We start from the raw sequence: 17,361 nt of genomic DNA, 5'->3' as shown, positions 1-17,361 counted from the left end.
GCTCCTCAGAAAATCACGCCGGAGTGCAGGATCACGTTGGCGTACGGCGCGCATTCGCCAGTGCGTATCACCGCCCGCGCCGCCTGGCAGCGCTGCTTGAATTCCTCGTGGCTGACGAAATCCAGCGCCACGCCGGACTGCGCCATTTCCTCGGCCTTGTCTTGCACCGCCTGGTTATGCCGACGGCATTCTATGGCAAATACCGCCCGCTCGCACTGGAAGTCGGCCAGAACGCTGTCCAGCACCGCGGCAAAACCCGGCTCTCCCAGCCGCAACGCCAGATCGACGCACTCCACGCCGGGCGGAATCGGCAGGCCGCAGTCGGCGATCACCAGGCTGTCGGTATGGCCCATGCCGGCCAGGATGCGGGCGATGTCGCGGTTCAAATGGCCATGCTTCTTCATGCCCGCGCCTCCAGAAAAGCGTCCAGCTCGGCCAGCGTCGGCATGCCGCCCTGCGCGCCCGGACGAGTGACCGACAAGGCGCCCGCGGCGGCGGCGCGGCGCACCGCCTCTTCCAGCCCCAGCGGCAAAAACGCCGCCAGCGCGCCGTTGAAGGTATCGCCGGCGCCGGTGCTGTCCACCGCCTTGACCTCAAAGCCCGGCTGATGGCGCAACTGGCCGCGGGCCAGCGCGAAATAGGCGCCATGCTCGCCATGGGTCATCACCAGCTTGCCGGGCCGCTCGGCCAGCAGCGCGCGCCAGTCGGCGTCAGGCTGGGCCAGCATGGTCAGGAATTCGTGCTCGTTCGGGGTCAGCAAGGCCACCCGCTGCAGCAGCTCTTCCGGCAGCGGCACCGCCGGCGCAGGGTTCAACAGCAGCGGCTTCTTGTGGCGGGCGGCCAGTTCTGCGGCGCGGCGCACCGTCGCCAGCGGAATCTCCAGCTGGGTCAACACCACATCGGCGTCGATGAAGGCCTGTTCGGCGGCGTCCAGATCCGCGGGCGTCAACTGGTGATTGGCGCCGGGCGCCACCAGGATGGCGTTGTCGCCGCCGCTGACAGTGATGGCGGCGATGCCGGTGGAGCCAGCCACGCTTCGCACGCGGCGGCAATCCACGCCCTCGCTTGCCAGGTGGGCAAGCAGCTCGCGGCCGAAGGCGTCGTCGCCGACGCAGCCCAGCAGCGCCACGCTGGCGCCCAGCCGCGCGGCGGCCACCGCCTGGTTGGCGCCCTTGCCGCCCGGGTAGGTGGCGAAGCCGTCGCCCAGCAGGGTTTCACCCAGCTGCGGCATGCGCTTGGCTGTCACCACCAGATCCATATTGATACTGCCGACCACCAGCACCCGAGTCATGCACCCTCCTTGTATCTTCGCTACATTGCAGTGCGAAAACGGAAAATATTTAGCTAAAACGTAATCAGCACCCAGTTATAACAGAGTTTTCGCCCGAATTGAAAGGGGCAACCGGCAAGAATGTAGTGAATCGACTACATATTTCCACTTGAAAATATCTGCAAAAAACAATCCATCTCCGCCTCTCCGGCTCCAGGATCGCGCCATGGCGCTGGGTTGGCCGCCGCCGATATGGGATGATGTCCGCACATCGCTCCCTAGCGCGAAAAATTCCAATAGCATACACGGAGATAGCTTGAAAATGGACTGGCAACAACTGTTCGATCTTTACTGGAGCGCGGTGAAGTGGCAGGTCAATCTGCTGGTGGTGGGCAATCTGCTGGGCGGGCTTTGCCTGGGCAGCCTGCTGGGCTATGAGCGCTGGTACAACGGCCGCGCCGCCGGCATGCGCACCTACGGCCTGGTCTGCATGGCGTCCGCCGCGGCCATCACCATCATCGGCTACGCCGGCTACTGGTACGGCGGCGCCGCGCCGGCCGCCGCGCCGCCGGACATGACCCGGGTGGCGCAAGGCGTGCTGACCGGCATCGGTTTTCTCGGCGCCGGCATGATCATGAAGGAAGGCCTGAGCATCAGCGGCCTGACCTCCGCCGCCTCGGTGTGGATGTCGTCGGTGATAGGCATCCTGATCGGCGTCGGCTTCTACGCCGCGGCCATCGCGCTGACGCTGATGTGCATGATCTTCGTCACCGTGGTCAACCGCATAGAAAACGTGCTGCCGCGCCGGGTCAGCCTGTTCGTCACCGTGCGGCTGCACCCCGAGCACAACTGGACGGTGGAGGCGCTGTCCGACCGGCTGACGCCTTTCGGCCTGCAACTGCACGACGAAAGCATCAGCATCAAGGCCGGCCCCGACTGTACCGAGTGGAATTTCATGATTTCGGCGCAGAACCGCCGCACCTTCATCAACGTGGTGGACCTGGCGCGCGACATCATGGCCGCCGACCACATCCTGGAGTTGGATGTGCAGCCGGCGCGCAACTAAGCGCTTACAGCGCCACGCCCGGCGGCGGCTGGTCGTGGCTTTGCGCCATCGACTGGTGCGGCAGCTCCAGATAGCTCTTCGACTGCATCTCGGTCAGGCGGCTGGCGGTGCGGAAGAATTCCCCGGCCTGCACGCCGTCGGTGTAGATCTCCTCCGGCGCGGCGGCGGCCGAGGCGATCAACTTGACGCGATTGTCGTAGAACACGTCCACCAGCCAGGTGAAGCGGCGCGCCACCGAGGCCTGCTTGGCCGTGAGCCTGGGAATGCCGGACAAGAACACCGTGTGGTATTCGCTGGCGATTTCCAGGTAGTCGGTCTGCGCGCGCGGGCCATCGCACAGCGCGGCGAAGTCGAACCAGATCACGCCGGGCGACATCCGCTTCACCGCGATCTCGCGGCCCAGCACCTGGATGGATTTTTGCGGCAGCTCGGCGCCGGTGGCGACGCGCTTGAACAGCTGCGCCATCCGGCGCTCGCTGTCGGCGTCGGCCGGCACCATGAACAGCGGCTCGCGCGTCAGCTCGCGCAGCCGGTAATCGTTGCCGCCATCCACGTTGAGCACGTCCAGCTCGCGCTTGATCAACTCTATCGTCGGCAGGAAGTTCTGCCGTTGCAAGCCGTTCGGGTACAGGCCGTCCGGCTCGTAATTGGAGGTGGTCACCACCACCACGCCGCGCTCCAGCAACGCCGACAGCAGCCTCCCCAGCATCATCGCGTCGGCGATGTCGGACACGTGGAATTCATCGAAGCACAGCAGCCGGGTGGCCCTGGCGATCTGGTCGGCGTAAGCCAGCAACGGGTCCGGGCTGCCGGCCAGCTTGCGCAGCTCGCGATGGGTTTCGGCCATGAAGTTGTGGAAATGGATGCGGCGCTTGCGGCGATACGGCACGCAGGCGTAGAAGGCGTCCATCAGGAAGCTCTTGCCGCGCCCCACCCCGCCCCAGAAATACAGGCCGCGCGGCACTTGCGGGCTGCGCAGGCTGCGGCCGAGGAAACGGTTGCGTTTGGATTTGAAATCCACCAGCTGGTGCCACAGGCTGTCCAGCCGCTCTATCGCCGCCGCCTGGGCCTCGTCGTGGATGAAGCCCGGCTTTTCGCTGGCCATCCGATACCAGTCCTTGGGGCTGCAGTGGACGTTCTCGTCCGGAGAGAATGTGTGTTGCGACATGGTTATGCTTGTTCTGCGCTGCGTTTGGCGCCGCCGCCGGGCGGCAAGGGAATGTCTGCATGATAACCGCTTTGACCGCCCCTTGCCGCATTCAGCGGCAAGTCGCCAGCCGGATGCCGGACGGCGCGGCCAGCCGCGCCAGGCTGCCGTCGCGGCACATGTCGTCCAGCACGCGGTTGAAGGTTTCCAGCATGCCGGGCTTCAACCGGCTGCGGGTGAAGCCGTAAAGATAGGCCAGCGGCTTCACCTCGGCCAGCTTGCGCACATTCCCCAAGCCGTCGCGCTTGATCCAGTAGCGGGCTACGTCGTCATTGGAGAACGCCACCGCGTCCGCGCCGTAGCGGCCCGCCGCCAACTTGCGCAGCACCGTTTCCGGGTCCAGCTCCACCGCCAGGCTGACGCCGGACACGCCCTGGACCAGCCGCTCGCTACTGGCCTGCGACAATGACGGGCCATACACCGCCATGGTCTTGCCGGCCAGATCGCCGGGCTGGCGGTAGCGCAGCGCGCTGCCGGACTGCACGTAGAGGCCGTAGCTGCTGGCCAGCACCGGCTTGGACAACTCCATCACCGCCCGCCGCTCCGGCGCGTCCTGCGCCAGCACCAGGCCGTCGGCGCCGCCCTGGCCGACGGTGAGCAAAGCGCGCTTCCACACCATCGCCTGCACCTTGCAGTTCCAGTCCGCCCGCCGGCAGGCCTCGCGCAGAATGGCGATCAAAGCGCCATCCAGCTTGCCATCGGCGCTATCGGTAATGAAGGGGGGAAACAGCTGGGTGACGAAATACAGATCGCGCGGCGCCGCCTGAGCCTGCGCGCCGGCGCAGGCCAGCAGCAGGCCGGCCCACAGCCTGGCGCCCGTTTTCGCAACGCTCATCGCATCCGCCCCCGCCCACTTTTTGCCAGTATAGAGCGCGAGGCCGCGGCGCAGCGAGCCCGCCCGGCGCGCGATAAACCGGCTCAGCCAAACAAACCGGTGGACAGGTAACGGTCGCCGCGATCGCATACCACCGACACGATCACCGCGCCGGTCAACTGCGCGTCCAGCCGCAGCGCCACCGCCAGCGCGCCGCCGGACGACGGCCCGGCCAGAATGCCCTCGCGCCGCGCCAGCAGGCGGGCGGTGTCTTCCGCGTCCTGCTGGTTGACATGCTGAATCTCGTCTATGCGCTCGAAATCGCAGATCTTGGGCACATACGGGTCTTCCCATTTGCGGATGCCGGCGATCTGGCTGCCCGGCTCCGGGTGGACGCCGATGATGCGGATGGCAGGATTTCTTTCCTTCAGGAAACGGCCGGTGCCCATGATGGTGCCGGTGGTGCCCATGCTGGAAACGAAGTGGGTGATCTTGCCGCCGGTCTGCTCCCAGATTTCCGGGCCGGTGGTTTCATAATGCGCCAGCGGATTGTCCGGGTTGGAGAACTGGTCGAGGATGCGGCCCTCGCCTGCCGCCTCCATGCTGCGCGCCAAGTCTATCGCCGCCGGCATCGAACCCGCGGCCGGCGTCAGGATCACTTCCGCGCCGTAGGCGCGCATCGCCTGCACCCGCTCGGCGCTGGAGTTCTCCGGCATGATCAGCACCATGCGGTAGCCCATCATCGCCGCCGCCATCGCCAGCGCGATGCCGGTGTTGCCGCTGGTGGGCTCGATCAAAGTGTCGCCGGGCCGGATGTCGCCGCGCCGCTCGGCGCGGCGGATCATCGACAGCGCCGGCCGGTCTTTCACCGACCCGGCCGGATTGTTGCCTTCCAGCTTCAGCAGAATCACATTGCCGTTGTCGCCCGGCAGGCGCTTGAGACGGACCAGCGGCGTGCCGCCGACGAAATCTTCCAGATGCTTGTACACAAAGAATCTCCCTGAACTGGCCCCATTATATCGATTGGCTATCAGCAGATGCGAAATCGTTATTTCTAATCTAATAACCGGCGGTAAGGGCGGGGGCAGGCGCGGGATGGCTGAATACATTTTCCTCTCTCGCCCTCTCCCTTCCGGGAAAGGGCTAGGCGAGATGTAAGCGCCGTAACGCGGGCTGGCCGCTAGGCCATGCCCGCGAAGGGCGCGACAATGCGCCACTCGGCGGATCGCCCCGCCAGCGGGGCATCCGCCCTACCCCATATGCGCCATCAGCCAGGTCATGGCGCCGACGAAGCTGCAGAAGATCAGGCTGTGCTTCAGCGTGAAGCGGAACAGATCCGCCTCCTTGCCTATCAGCCCCACCGCCGCGCAAGCGACCGCGATGGACTGCGGCGAAATCATCTTGCCGGTGACGCCGCCGGTGGTGTTGGCCGCCACCAGGAGCACATCCGACACGCCCAGCTGGTGCGCGGTGGCCGCCTGCAGGGCCGAGAACAGCGCGTTAGACGAGGTGTCGGAGCCGGTCAGGAACACGCCCAGCCAACCCAAAAACGGCGAGAAGAACGGAAAAGCCTGGCCGGTGCCGGCCAGACACAGCGCCAGCGTGCTGGACATGCCCGAATAGTTGGCGACGAAGGCGAAGGCCAGCACCATGCCTATCGACAATATCGGCCGGCGCAGCTCGGCCAGGGTCTCGGCGAAGGCGCGCGCGCCTTCGGCCGGACGGAATTTCAACAAGGCCATGGACAGCAGCGCGGCCAGGAAGATGGCGCTGCCGACAGCGGAGACGATGTCGAACTTATACAGCGCCTCGTAAGGCGTGTCATGCGCGACGATGGGCGCCGTCTTCAACACTAGCTTGTCCAGCCCCGGCACATGCAGCTTCCAGATCCAGCCTTCCAGCGCGCCGCCCTTGGCGAACATGGCCTTGAACGGTTTGACGCTCCACACCGTCACCAACGCGGTCAGGATCAGAAACGGGCTCCAGGCGCGGATGACCTGGCCCAGGCTGAAGCCGCTGGCCTGGCGCGCGGACGGCGCGCGGCGGCCGTCGAACGTGAAGATTTCACTTGGCTGCCATACCTTCAGGAACAGCGTCAGGCACACCAGGCTGACCAGGGCCGAAGTGATGTCCGGCAGCTCCGGCCCGATATAGTTGGACGTGAAAAACTGGGTGACGGCGAACGAGACGCCGGCCACCAGGATGGCGGGCCAGGTCTGGCGCACGCCCTTGAGGCCATCCATCATCATCACCAGCCAGAACGGCACGATCACCGACAAGATGGGCAGCTGATGGCCGGCCTTGGCGCCGATCAGGAACGGATCCAGCCCGGTCACCTGCCCGGCGACGATGATCGGTATCCCCATCGCGCCGAACGCCACCGGCGCGGTGTTGGCGATCAAGCACAGCCCGGCCGCGTACAGCGGATTGAAGCCCAACCCCACCAGCAGCGCGGCGGTGATGGCCACCGGCGCGCCGAAACCGGCCGCGCCTTCCAGAAAGGCGCCGAAGGAGAAGCCCACCAGCAGCATCTGCAGCCGCTGGTCCTCGGTCACCGACAACACCGAAGCGCGGATGATGTCGAACTGCCCGGTCTTGACGGTGATCTTGTACAGGAACACCGCGGCGATGATGATCCAGGCGATGGGCCACAAGCCATAGCCGAAGCCGAAGGCCGCCGCCGCCAGCGCCATCTTGGCGGGCATACCGTAAAACAATATGGCCACCGCCAGCGCGATCAGCACCGTCAAGGTGCCGGCGACGTGCCCCTTCAGCCGCAGCACCGCCAGCGCGACGAAGAAAAAGACGATGGGCAGCGCGGCCATCAATGCCGACAGCGCGGGGCCGCCGGCCGGGAAATACTGCTGGGTCCAGATTTCATGCATGTTCAGCTTCTCCTCATTCGGGTTTCGCCGGCGCAGCCGCTCCCCTGCCGGTCAACGGAACCGTTGCGGCATGGCGGGGCTGGCTGGCGTTTCTTAGGTTGACTTCAGCGTTGAAAAGGCGGCCTTCATGACGGGCCGTTGATGGGGGTGGAGCAGAAATCCAGCAACGCCTCGATGCTGGCATAGGGAATCCCGCCATGCTCAGTCAGACCGATCTGGCAGGTGCGGCTCATCGACACGCCGTGGCGGCAGGCGTCCGGCAAAGCCGGCTTCAGTCTCCTCAGGCTGTGGGCGTTCAGCTCCGGCGCGGTGAAGCCCTTGTCGCCGGCGAAGCCGCAGCAGGCGATATCCGGCACGGTCAGCTCATCGCAGCAGCTGGCGGCCAGTTGTTTCAAGCTTCCAGCCGCGCCCATCGCCGTCGCGCTGCAGGGAATATGCAGCGCCAGTTGCGGCAGGCGCCGGACGATGCTCAGCCGCGGCAGAACTTTTTCCGCCAGAAAACCGGCGGCGTCGAACAGCTGCAAGCGCGGGTCCAGCAAGCCCTCGGCCTGCGCCTGTTTGACCCGCGCCGCGCACGGACTGTTGTCGAGATAAACCGGATGGCGGCCCTGCCCGCTCGCCTGCAGCAAGGCGTCATTCAACGATGCCTGACTGATGGCCAATGCGTCCGCGGCATTGGCCGAGGCGAACGGCTGGCCGCAGCACAGTCCGTCATGGCCGGGCGGATAGACCGGCGCGAAACCGGCGCGGCGCAGCAGATTGATCGTATGCGCCGCGACGGACTCGCCGCCCTCGCCTTCGGCCAAGGTCCGGTTGACGCAGCTGACGAACAGCGCCACCGGCTCGCCCTCGCCTCCCGGCTTCGGCAGCAGCGCGGCGGCGCGCGGCAAGGCCGCCGGGATCAGCGGAATGATCTTGCGCTCGCCCGGCCGGCGGCGCGTCAGCGCGTTCAAGCGCCGCGCGCCGGCGAAATGCGCCAGCCGCAAGCCGGTCCGCGCCGCCGCCGTCATCCAGCCCATATGCCGCGCGGCGAAGCCGGCCAGAACCGGACGCCGGCTGGGGCCCTGCAGCTGCTTCATCAGCAGGCCGGTGTTGATGCCCACCGGGCAGCGCGTGGCGCACATGCCGGTGGCAGCGCAGGTGTCGATGGCGCGGTAGCGATAGCCGGACTTCAGCGCCGCCAGCTCCCTCGCCCCCTCGCCGTCGCGCTCCAGCTGGCGGATGCGCCGCCAGGCGACGATGCGCTGGCGCGGGCTCAGCGTCAGGCCATGCGAGGGGCAGGCCGGCTCGCAAAAGCCGCATTCGGTGCAGCGGTCGACCAGATCGTCCGCCGCCGGCATCGGCTTCAGGTTCTCCAGATGCAGCCTGTCGTTGTCGGTGATGATCACGCCGGGATTGAGCAGACCTTCCGGATCGAACAGCGCCTTGATGCGGCGCATGATGCGCCAGGCGGCATCGCCCCACTCCTGGCGCACAAAGGGCGCCACATTGCGGCCGGTGCCGTGCTCGGCCTTCAGCGATCCGTCGTATTCGCCGGCCACCAAGTCGCTGACGTCCTGCATGAAAGCATCGTAGCGGCTGACTTCAGCCGGGCTTTCGAAGCCGGGCGCGAACACGAAATGCAGATTGCCGTCCAGCGCGTGGCCGAACAGCAGCGCCTCGTCGTAGCCGTGCTTGTCGAACAGCGCGGTCAGCCTGGCCACGCCATCGGCCAGTTGATGGATGGGAAAGGCCACGTCCTCTATCACCACCGTGGTCCCCAACGGCCGGGCCGCGCCCACCGCGGGGAACAACCCCTTGCGCAAAGCCCAGTAGGTCTCGCACTCGCGTGCGTCGCGGCTGAAGCCGCTGGAGACTTTGGGCTGGAAACCGGCCAGCAGCATCTCTATCTGGACCGAACATTCGTCCAACCTGGCTTCGCTCTCCGTCCGCAGCTCGATCAGTAGACAAGCGCTGTCCAGCCCCACCGGCTGATACAGGAAATCCGGCAGTCCCGGCTTGCCCTGCACCGCGCGGATGCTGCGGCTGTCTATCAGCTCCACCGCCGACACGCCGCTAGCGTCGCGCGCCGCGCTCAGCGCCGACACCGCGCGGCAGCAGCGATCCAGATCATCGAACAACACCAGCGCCGACGCCTTGTGCGGATGCTCGGCCACGGTGTGGAAAGTAATCTCTGAGATGAAGCCCAAAGTCCCTTCGGAGCCGATCATCAAGTGCGCCAGCATGTCCAACGGGTCGGCGAAATCCAGCAAGGCGTTGATGCCGTAGCCAGTGGTGTTCTTCAGCCGATACTTGCGGCGCACCCGCTCGGCCAGTTGCGGATCGCCGGCCAGTTGGCGCGACAGCTGCGCCAGGCCATCGAGCAGATCGGCTTGCGATTCGCGGAAGGCCGCCACGCTGGCCGGGTCGGCGGTATCCAGCGCGGCACCGTCGAGCAGCAGCAGCCGGATCGCCTGCATGGTGTGGTAGCTGTTGTCGCGGGTGCCGCAGCACATGCCACTGGAGTTGTTGGCGGCGATGCCGCCTATCTTGGCGGTGTTGATCGACGCCGGATCGGGGCCGATCTTGCGGCCGAACGGCGCCAGCAGCGCGTTGGCGTGCGCGCCTATCATGCCCGGCATCAGCCGGATGCGCGCGCCGCCGTCCAACACTTGCCCGCGGTTGAAGCCATCGCCCAGCACCGCCAGCACCGAATCGCTGACCGCCTGGCCGGACAGGCTGGTGCCGGCGGCGCGGAAGGTGACGGCGACGCCATGCAGGCGCGCCAGCCGCAGCAGCTCGGCCACCTCGCCCTCGCTCTCCACCCGGGCGACGATTTGCGGCCGCAGGCGGTAGAAGCTGGCGTCGGTACCGTAGGCCAGCGTGGATAGCGGATCGGTATAGATGCGCTTGTCCGGCATGACGCGGCGCAAGTCCGCCAAAAAAGCGGCATGGGCTGGGGTCATGCTTTGCCTCCTTGCTTCGCCTCGCGCTCGCGCACCAGCTCATGCAGCGTCTTGGGCGCAGGCGTCAGCGGCAGGTGGTTCTGCGTCCAGCCCGGCTGGTTCTTGGGCGCGTGCTTGCGCAGCCGTGTCGCCGCCCAGCCGAACATCCGGTACAGATTGGGCGAGGCGTTGACCAGCCGCCATCCGGCCCAGGCCATCCGTTCCGCGCCGCTGGCCGCCGCGCCCTGGCCGCGCAGCGGATGCGCCACCCGCTCGCCGGCCGGCCGCTGGCTTTCCTCGCGCAGCCGCATCAGCATTTCCGGAATGGGGATGCGCACTGGGCACACCTCGCCGCAGGCGCCGCACAAGCTGGACGCGGTCGGCAGATCGCTCGTATTTTCCAGCCCCATCAGGTGCGGCGAGATGATCTCGCCTATCGGCCCCGGATAGGTAGTGCCGTAGGCGTGGCCGCCGATGCGGGTGTAGACCGGACAATGGTTCATGCAGGCGCCGCAGCGTATGCATTGCAGCGTCTTGCGCAGCTGCTCGTCGGCATAGGCCTGGCTGCGACCGTTGTCCAGCAGCACCAGGTGCACCTCGCGCGGGCCGTCCTTCTCGCCCGGCTTCCTTGGGCCGCTGATCATGTTGAAGTAGGTGGTGATGGGCTGACCGATGGCGGAACGGGTCAACAGGCTGTACAGCGGCACCACGTCTTCCAGCTTTTCCACCACCTTTTCTATGCCGGTAATGGCGACGTGCACGTCCGGCACGGTGGTGCACATTCGGCCGTTGCCCTCGTTTTCCACCAGGCACAGCGTGCCGGTTTCGGCCACGGCGAAGTTGACGCCGGACAGGCCGACGTCGGCGTCCAGAAACTTGCGGCGCAGCACGCGGCGGCCGATCTGGATCAGCGCGTCCACATCCTCGGTATACGGCGTGTCCGGCAACTGTTCATGGAACAGTTTGGCGATGTCCTGCTTGGTCTTGTGGATGGCCGGCATGATGATGTGGGTGGGTTTCTCGCCCGCCAGCTGGACGATGTACTCGCCCATATCGCTCTCCACCGCCTCTACGCCTTGGTCCGCCAGGTAATGATTGAGCTCCACCTCCTCGCTGACCATCGATTTGCCCTTGACCATCAGCTTGCCGTTCCGGGCGGCGACAATGCGGTGGATGATGCGGTTCGCCTCCTCGGCCGTTTCCGCCCAGTGCACCTTCACGCCATTTGCCGCGAGCTTGTCCTCCAGCTGCTCCAGCAAATCCGGCAGCCGGGACAGGCAGCGCTGGCGTATGCCCTCGCCCAGGGTGCGCAGTGCGGACAGCTCCGCCTCGTCCGGAAACTCCGCCAACCGCTTGGCCATCAAAAAGTCCATCGATCCGCGCAGGCTTTGCCGCAGCTTGCCATCCGTCAGCGCCAGTCTGGCGTTGTCCTTGAAGGCGCGCGACGGGTAAACGGTGATCTTGCTCTCGCTCATCGCCCGTCTCCTTCCACGTCATGGATGGCGATATGCGGCGGCAGCAGCGCCAACACCAGCAGGTCGCGCGGGCCATGGGCGCCGTAGGCCAAGGTTTGCTGGATGTCGGCGGTTTTCGACGGCCCGGAAATCAGCAAAGCGTTGGTGGGCATGCCGGCGGACCAGTTTTCGCCCTGCAGCGCCGAATAAAAGTCCGGGTACAGCGTGGCGGCGTCGAACAAGGCGATGTGCAAGGGCGGCACCAAGCTCATGGTGCGCGGCTCGGCCTCGTCCGGCCACAGCGCCAGGGTGCCGGTGGCGGCTATGCCGCAGCGCGCGACAGTGAAGCCGGCAGCGATGTCGAACAGCTCCGCCTTCCAGCCATCGACTTCGCGGTCGAACCAGACGATGTGCGGCGCTTCGTCCACGCCCTCCAGCCTGCGCGCCAGCCGGCGGCCATGCGGCGTGTCCGACAGCAGCAGCGAGTCTTGCGGATGCACGGCCAGCCAGTCGGCCAGGGCGGCGTCCCACTCCGCCTCGCGCGTCCACAGAATGTCGGTTTTCACCGAACGCATCATCGCCGCCCAATGGCGCAGGCGGGCGATTTCATCGTCCTTGGCCGCGAAATGCTGGAAATGGCCGGCCAAATCCGGCCGCGCGCGCTCCTGCCGCGGCGCGGCGCGCAGCTTTTGCAAGATGGAGGCGCGGGCGCTCATCGCTTGCCCCCGGTGCGCTCCAGCAGAAAGCTGGCCAGATGGCGGCCCTGGAAGCCGCTGCCGCACTGTCCCAGCTTGCCGTTGATATTGAGCAGGCAGCCGCCGTCGGCGGTGACGAACTCCACCGCGCCGCTGTCCTGCAAGGACTGGGCCTTGTCCGCCACCATCGCGCCGGCGATGTCCGGATGCTTGATGGAGAAAGTGCCGCCAAAACCGCAACATTCGGCTTCATGGTCTTGCACCACGCGCTCGACGTTTTGCAGCCTATCGACCAGCGCCCAGCTGCTCTTGTGCACGTTCATCTCGCGCCGCGCCGAACAGGAGGTATGCACCGCCACCTTGGTGGGCGGGCCCAAGTCTTGCGGCTGCCAGTCCAGATGGTTGAGCAGGAAATCGGAAAACTCCACCACCCGCGCGGCGATGGCGCAGGCCTCCATCTCGTCCGCCTCGCCGACGAACAACTTGGGCCAATGGTGCTGGATCATGCCGCCGCAGGAGCCGGACGGCACCACCACCGGCCAGTCCTCGGGAAAACAGCCCAGCTGCGCGCGCGCCACCGCCAGCGCCTCCTTGGAATGGCCGCTGGTATAGGCCGGCTGGCCGCAGCAGCTCTGGGCCTGGGGGAAATGCACCCGCACGCCCAGGCCTTCCAGCAGGGCGATGGCGTCTAGGCCAGCTTCCGGCAGGAATAGGTCGAGCAGACAGGTGCCGAACAGGTAAACGTCGGCAGGCGTCTTCATGGCTTCCTTTGTAAATTGGTAAGACCAATTATTTTTATAAATTCACTTTAGAGTGAATGCTTGAGTTCGTCAATATGACAAGCGCGCCCGAAACGTACAGAAGCGCCTCTGTCATCACTCGCTCACGCCGCCGTCCATGAGGCAAGCGGAATCGCGCCGACTTGGCCATGTGGTTTTTTTGGAAAAAGAGGAAGGCACGCAAATAAGAAAGATGGCGCAAAACACGGTCTGACAGACCTCGCGAAACCAAGCGCCGCGGACACCCGGCTGACGCTGCGCCGGCAGGCCGCGCGGCCTGCATCGCATCAACAGGCCTTGCCTCAGACGCTTAGCTGGAGGAAGTCGGCGGCGCCAAGGCGGCTGGCGATCATGCGCGATTCGCAGGTCGAAACGCCTTTTTCAGGCGCGCAGCGGAGTCGCTCGCGCATCATGTCCTGGCATTGAATCAATATTTCCATAATAATGGAAATATGGAAACTTTAACCGCCGCCGAACGCCTGGCCGCCCTGGGACATGAGTCCCGGCTATCGATCTACCGTCTGCTAGTCGAAGCCGGCCAACAGGGCATGATCGCCAGCGCCATTGCCGACAAGCTGAGCCTGCCCGCCGCCACGCTGTCGTTCCATCTGTCGCATCTGAGCCGCGTCCAGCTGGTCCGGAGCGAGCGCGAAAGCCGCTTCATCCGCTATTTCGCCGAATTCGACACCATGGACGCCCTGCTCGGCTTCCTCACCCGCAATTGCTGCCAGGGCCAGCCCTGCCTGCCAAGCGCGTCCGCCTGTTCGCCGCGAAACGCGGCGAGCGCGAAAGGAGAAGACCAATCATGAGCCGGCTGAAAACCGTATTGGTGCTGTGCACCGGCAATTCCTGCCGTTCGCAGATGGGCGAAGCCATCCTCAACCATGAGCTGGCGGGCCTGGCGCGCGCGCTGTCCGCCGGCACCGCGCCGCAGCCCAAGGTCGCCGACGGCGCCATCGAGGCTTTGCGCCTGGCCGGCCTGCCCACCGGCGATCTTTATCCCAAGCCAGTGGAAGCGGTGATGCACGAGGAGATCGACCTGGTGGTCAGCGTCTGCGACAACGCCAGGGAAAGCTGCCCGGTGTTTCCCCGGCCGGTCAAACGCATCCATGTCGGTTTCCACGACCCGCACGGCGAGCCCTTGGACAGTTTCATCCGCGTGCGCGACGACATCCGCGAACGGCTGGTGCCGGCCGTCCGCGAAGCCTTGGGCATCTGAGGAGACATCATGGCTACCCGTCAACACGCGGCTGCAACGCCAGCCGCCCAAAGCGCCGCCATGGGCCGGTTCGAACGCTATCTGACAGTGTGGGTGCTGCTCTGCATCGCGGCCGGCATCGCCGCGGGCCAATGGGCGCCCGGCCTGTTCCATGCCATAAGCCGGCTGGAGATCGCCCGCGTCAACCTGCCGGTGGGCGCGCTGATCTGGGTGATGATCATCCCGATGCTGATGAAGGTGGACTTCGGCGCGCTGCATCAGCTTAAGCAGCACGCGCGCGGCATCGCCGTCACCCTGCTGATCAACTGGCTGGTCAAGCCGTTCTCGATGGCGCTGCTGGGCTGGCTGTTCATCCGCCAGCTATTCGCTCCCTGGCTGCCCGCCGAACAGCTGGACAGCTATGTCGCCGGCCTGATCTTGCTGGCCGCCGCGCCCTGCACTGCCATGGTGTTCGTCTGGAGCCGGCTGAGCGGCGGCGACCCGCTGTTCACGCTGTCGCAGGTGGCGCTGAACGACGCCATCATGCTGTTCGCCTTCGCGCCCATTGTCGGCCTGCTGCTGGGCATCTCCGCCATCGCCGTGCCGTGGGACACGCTGCTGGCTTCGGTCGTCCTTTACATCCTGATCCCCGTCATCCTGGCGCAGCTGTGGCGCAAGGCGCTGCTGGCCAGGGGCCAGGCCGCCTTCGACGCAGCCATGGCCAGCATAGGCCCATGGTCGATGGCGGCGCTGCTGGCGACGCTGGTGCTGTTGTTCGCCTTCCAGGGCGAAGCCATCCTGCGCCAGCCGCTGGTGATCGCGCTATTGGCAGTACCCATCCTGATCCAGGTGTTTTTCAACTCGGCGCTGGCTTACTGGCTGAACAAGAAAGCCGGCGAGCAGCACTGCGTAGCCTGCCCGTCGGCGCTGATAGGCGCATCCAATTTCTTCGAGCTGGCGGTCGCCGCCGCCATCAGCCTGTTTGGCTTCCACTCCGGCGCGGCGCTCGCCACCGTGGTCGGCGTGCTGGTGGAAGTCCCCGCCATGCTGCTGGTGGTGAAGGCGGTGAAGGCGAGCAAGGGCTGGTATGAGGGCGCGTCCGGCCAGCGCCGCGATGAGCGATGACAGGGCGCCAGGGCCTCTGCTATCCTTGGCCATCTGGTCAGACCAATCTTAGCAAACCATGGCCTATCCGAAAGTCTCTCTGCCCAAGCTGTCCGACGTCATCGTCCAGCAGCTGGAAAAACGCATACTCGACGGCGTGCTCAAGCCCGGCGACCGCCTGCCGCCGGAGCGGCAGCTGGCCGAGGAATTCGGCGTGTCGCGGCCGTCGCTGCGCGAGGCGATCCAGCAACTGGCGTCGCGCGGGCTGCTGTCCAGCCGCCAGGGCGGCGGCACCTGGGTGACTGACAGACTGGAAACCGCCTTCTCCGACCCCTGGGAGAAACTGCTGGGCCAGCACGAGGAACTGCGCGGCGACCTGCTGGAGTTTCGCCGCGTGCTGGAAGGCACGGTGGCGCGCTGCGCCGCCAGCCGCGCCACCCAGGCCGACCTGGAGCGGCTGCAGCGCTGCGTGGACCGGCTGCAGCAAGCCTATCGAGGCGGCGATCTGGCCGAGCAGGCCCAAGCCGACGTGGAATTCCACCAGGCGGTGGCGGAGGCCTCGCACAACGCGCTGTTCGCCCACCTGTCCGGCAGCCTGCTGGCGATGCTGCATCGCCACGTGAAGGACAATATCGCCAACCTGTTCGCGGTCGGCGAAGTGGCGGAGGCGCTGCGCGGCCAGCACCTGGCCATCTGGCAGGCGATACGCGACGGCCGGCCGGACGAGGCCCAACTGGCTGCCGAACGCCACCTGGACTTCGTCTCCGACACCCTGCAGAACCAGCGCCAGCAGGCCGAGCGCGACGCGCGCGCGCGGATGCGGCTGGCGCAGGACGACGCCGGGCGCTAAGCCGGCAATCCGCTGCGGCATGAAAAAAGCCGCGCGTCTTGCGACGGCGCGGCTTTGGTTTCGCCCACCCGATGGGTGGCCCGGCGATCAGCCCTGGCGGCTGATCAGCCAATCCACGTAACGGTCCACGCCTTCGCCGACCGACAGCATCGGCGCGGTGTAGCCCGCCTCGCGCAGCTTGCCGATGTCGGCCTGGGTGAAGCTCTGGTACTTGCCTTTCAGCGCGTCCGGGAACGGAATGTACTCGACGATGCCTTGGGCGATCATCTCGGCCAAGGTCAGCGCCGGCTTGCCTTCATGGCGGCGGCAGGCATTGACGGCGGCTTCGGCCACATCGTTGAACGGCTGAGAGCGGCCGCTGCCCAGATTGTAGATGCCGCTCTTGCCCGGATTGTCCAGGAAGTACAGGTTGACCTTGACCACATCCTCCACCGACACGAAATCGCGGCTTTGCATGCCGTCGCCCCAGCCGTCCCAGCCGCCGAACAGCTTGACCTTGCCGTGCTCGCGGTACTGGTTGAAATGGTGGAAGGCGACAGAAGCCATCCGGCCCTTGTGCTGCTCCTGCGGGCCATAGACGTTGAAGTAGCGGAAACCCACCGCCTGCGAAGCCAGGCCTTCCTTCATGCGCTGGCGCAGCACCTGGTCGAACAGGAATTTGGAATAGCCGTAGACATTGAGCGGGCCCTCGTACTGGCGCTCTTCCTTGAACACGGTGCCCTTGCCGTAAGTGGCGGCGCTGGAGGCGAACAGGAACTGGATTTCCTCGTGCTGACAGTAGTCGAACAGCGCCAGCGTGTACTGATAGTTGTTGTCCATCATGTACTTGCCGTCGTGATTCATCGTGTCCGAGCAGGCGCCCTGGTGCAGGATGGCGGTCAACTCGCCCTCGTATTCGCCATCCAGCAGCAGGTGCAGGAATTCGTGCTTGTCGAGGTAGTGGCTGATTTCGCAATCGACCAGATTATGGAATTTGTCGCCGCTGGAAAGATTGTCGACGGCGATGATGTCGGTGATGCCGCGCTGGTTCAGTCCCTTGACCAGGTTGGAGCCGATGAAGCCGGCGGCGCCGGTAACGACGATAGTCATGTGTTTGTCCTTGTTCTGCAATGGGC

16 protein-coding genes are annotated in these 17,361 nt (G+C 65.8%); 5 read left to right on the top strand and 11 right to left on the bottom strand.

Annotation, left to right across the window (positions count from 1 at the left end; genetic code table 11):
• Positions 1 to 5: 5 nt before the first annotated feature.
• Together rbsD and rbsK are read right to left on the bottom strand one after the other, a co-directional pair.
• Complete coding sequence (rbsD, locus tag U6115_RS09305) at positions 6 to 404, bottom strand: D-ribose pyranase (RefSeq protein WP_043576128.1); 399 nt, start codon at positions 402 to 404, stop codon at positions 6 to 8.
• Positions 401 to 1,291 (bottom strand): ribokinase, encoded by an 891-nt coding sequence (gene rbsK / locus U6115_RS09300; protein WP_043576131.1) that lies wholly within the window; start codon positions 1,289 to 1,291, stop codon positions 401 to 403. Before rbsK ends, rbsD begins: the two co-directional genes overlap by 4 nt.
• A 301-nt stretch (positions 1,292 to 1,592) precedes the next feature.
• Between rbsK and U6115_RS09295 the strand changes: the two genes are divergently transcribed.
• Positions 1,593 to 2,336 carry an MgtC/SapB family protein gene (locus U6115_RS09295; RefSeq protein ID WP_043576134.1) on the top strand — a complete coding sequence of 248 codons (744 nt, stop codon included), beginning with the start codon at positions 1,593 to 1,595 and terminating at the stop codon, positions 2,334 to 2,336.
• 4 nt (positions 2,337 to 2,340) lie between these two features.
• Here the strand turns inward: U6115_RS09295 and zapE are convergent, their stop codons facing one another.
• The 8 genes from zapE to U6115_RS09255 form a co-directional block, all read right to left on the bottom strand.
• Positions 2,341 to 3,504: a cell division protein ZapE gene (zapE, locus tag U6115_RS09290; RefSeq protein ID WP_047238490.1), complete on the bottom strand. Its 1,164-nt coding sequence runs from the start codon at positions 3,502 to 3,504 to the stop codon at positions 2,341 to 2,343.
• Positions 3,505 to 3,595: 91 nt separating this feature from the next.
• Complete coding sequence (locus U6115_RS09285; protein ID WP_043576138.1) at positions 3,596 to 4,378, bottom strand: substrate-binding periplasmic protein; 783 nt, start codon at positions 4,376 to 4,378, stop codon at positions 3,596 to 3,598.
• Between the two features lie 83 nt (positions 4,379 to 4,461).
• Positions 4,462 to 5,346, bottom strand: coding sequence for a cysteine synthase CysM (cysM, locus tag U6115_RS09280; RefSeq protein ID WP_043576141.1), 885 nt, complete (start codon positions 5,344 to 5,346; stop codon positions 4,462 to 4,464).
• A 261-nt stretch (positions 5,347 to 5,607) separates the two neighbouring features.
• Complete coding sequence (locus tag U6115_RS09275; RefSeq protein WP_043576144.1) at positions 5,608 to 7,242, bottom strand: lactate permease LctP family transporter; 1,635 nt, start codon at positions 7,240 to 7,242, stop codon at positions 5,608 to 5,610.
• 125 nt (positions 7,243 to 7,367) lie between these two features.
• Positions 7,368 to 10,187 (bottom strand): FAD-binding and (Fe-S)-binding domain-containing protein, encoded by a 2,820-nt coding sequence (locus tag U6115_RS09270; RefSeq protein ID WP_043576146.1) that lies wholly within the window; start codon positions 10,185 to 10,187, stop codon positions 7,368 to 7,370.
• Entirely contained in the window at positions 10,184 to 11,641 is a 1,458-nt protein-coding gene (locus U6115_RS09265; RefSeq protein WP_043576149.1) for a LutB/LldF family L-lactate oxidation iron-sulfur protein, read from the bottom strand. Before U6115_RS09265 ends, U6115_RS09270 begins: the two co-directional genes overlap by 4 nt.
• Entirely contained in the window at positions 11,638 to 12,336 is a 699-nt protein-coding gene (locus U6115_RS09260) for a LutC/YkgG family protein (RefSeq protein WP_043576151.1), read from the bottom strand. Before U6115_RS09260 ends, U6115_RS09265 begins: the two co-directional genes overlap by 4 nt.
• Positions 12,333 to 13,076, bottom strand: coding sequence for a (Fe-S)-binding protein (locus tag U6115_RS09255; protein WP_043576154.1), 744 nt, complete (start codon positions 13,074 to 13,076; stop codon positions 12,333 to 12,335). Before U6115_RS09255 ends, U6115_RS09260 begins: the two co-directional genes overlap by 4 nt.
• 470 nt (positions 13,077 to 13,546) lie before the next feature.
• Here U6115_RS09255 and U6115_RS09250 point away from each other — a divergent pair, with 470 nt between their 5' ends.
• The 4 genes from U6115_RS09250 to U6115_RS09235 are packed head-to-tail and all read left to right on the top strand — an operon-like array spanning position 13,547 to position 16,246.
• Positions 13,547 to 13,903 (top strand): ArsR/SmtB family transcription factor, encoded by a 357-nt coding sequence (locus tag U6115_RS09250; protein ID WP_043576158.1) that lies wholly within the window; start codon positions 13,547 to 13,549, stop codon positions 13,901 to 13,903.
• Complete coding sequence (locus U6115_RS09245; protein WP_043576160.1) at positions 13,900 to 14,313, top strand: arsenate reductase ArsC; 414 nt, start codon at positions 13,900 to 13,902, stop codon at positions 14,311 to 14,313. The genes U6115_RS09250 and U6115_RS09245 overlap by 4 nt, the downstream gene beginning before the upstream one ends.
• Before the next feature lie 9 nt (positions 14,314 to 14,322).
• Entirely contained in the window at positions 14,323 to 15,417 is a 1,095-nt protein-coding gene (gene arsB, locus U6115_RS09240; RefSeq protein ID WP_043576163.1) for an ACR3 family arsenite efflux transporter, read from the top strand.
• A 58-nt stretch (positions 15,418 to 15,475) separates the two neighbouring features.
• Entirely contained in the window at positions 15,476 to 16,246 is a 771-nt protein-coding gene (locus tag U6115_RS09235; RefSeq protein ID WP_043576165.1) for an FCD domain-containing protein, read from the top strand.
• 87 nt (positions 16,247 to 16,333) lie between these two features.
• Here the strand turns inward: U6115_RS09235 and rfaD are convergent, their stop codons facing one another.
• Positions 16,334 to 17,335, bottom strand: a complete 1,002-nt coding sequence (gene rfaD, locus U6115_RS09230; RefSeq protein WP_043576247.1) for an ADP-glyceromanno-heptose 6-epimerase — start codon at positions 17,333 to 17,335, stop codon at positions 16,334 to 16,336.
• Positions 17,336 to 17,361: the final 26 nt, after the last annotated feature.

The organism is Chromobacterium subtsugae, from assembly GCF_035919665.1.
In the GTDB taxonomy this organism is placed as follows: domain Bacteria; phylum Pseudomonadota; class Gammaproteobacteria; order Burkholderiales; family Chromobacteriaceae; genus Chromobacterium; species Chromobacterium subtsugae.
Note: the sequence above shows the minus strand (reverse complement) of the source record. Positions and strands in the feature narration are given on the sequence as shown.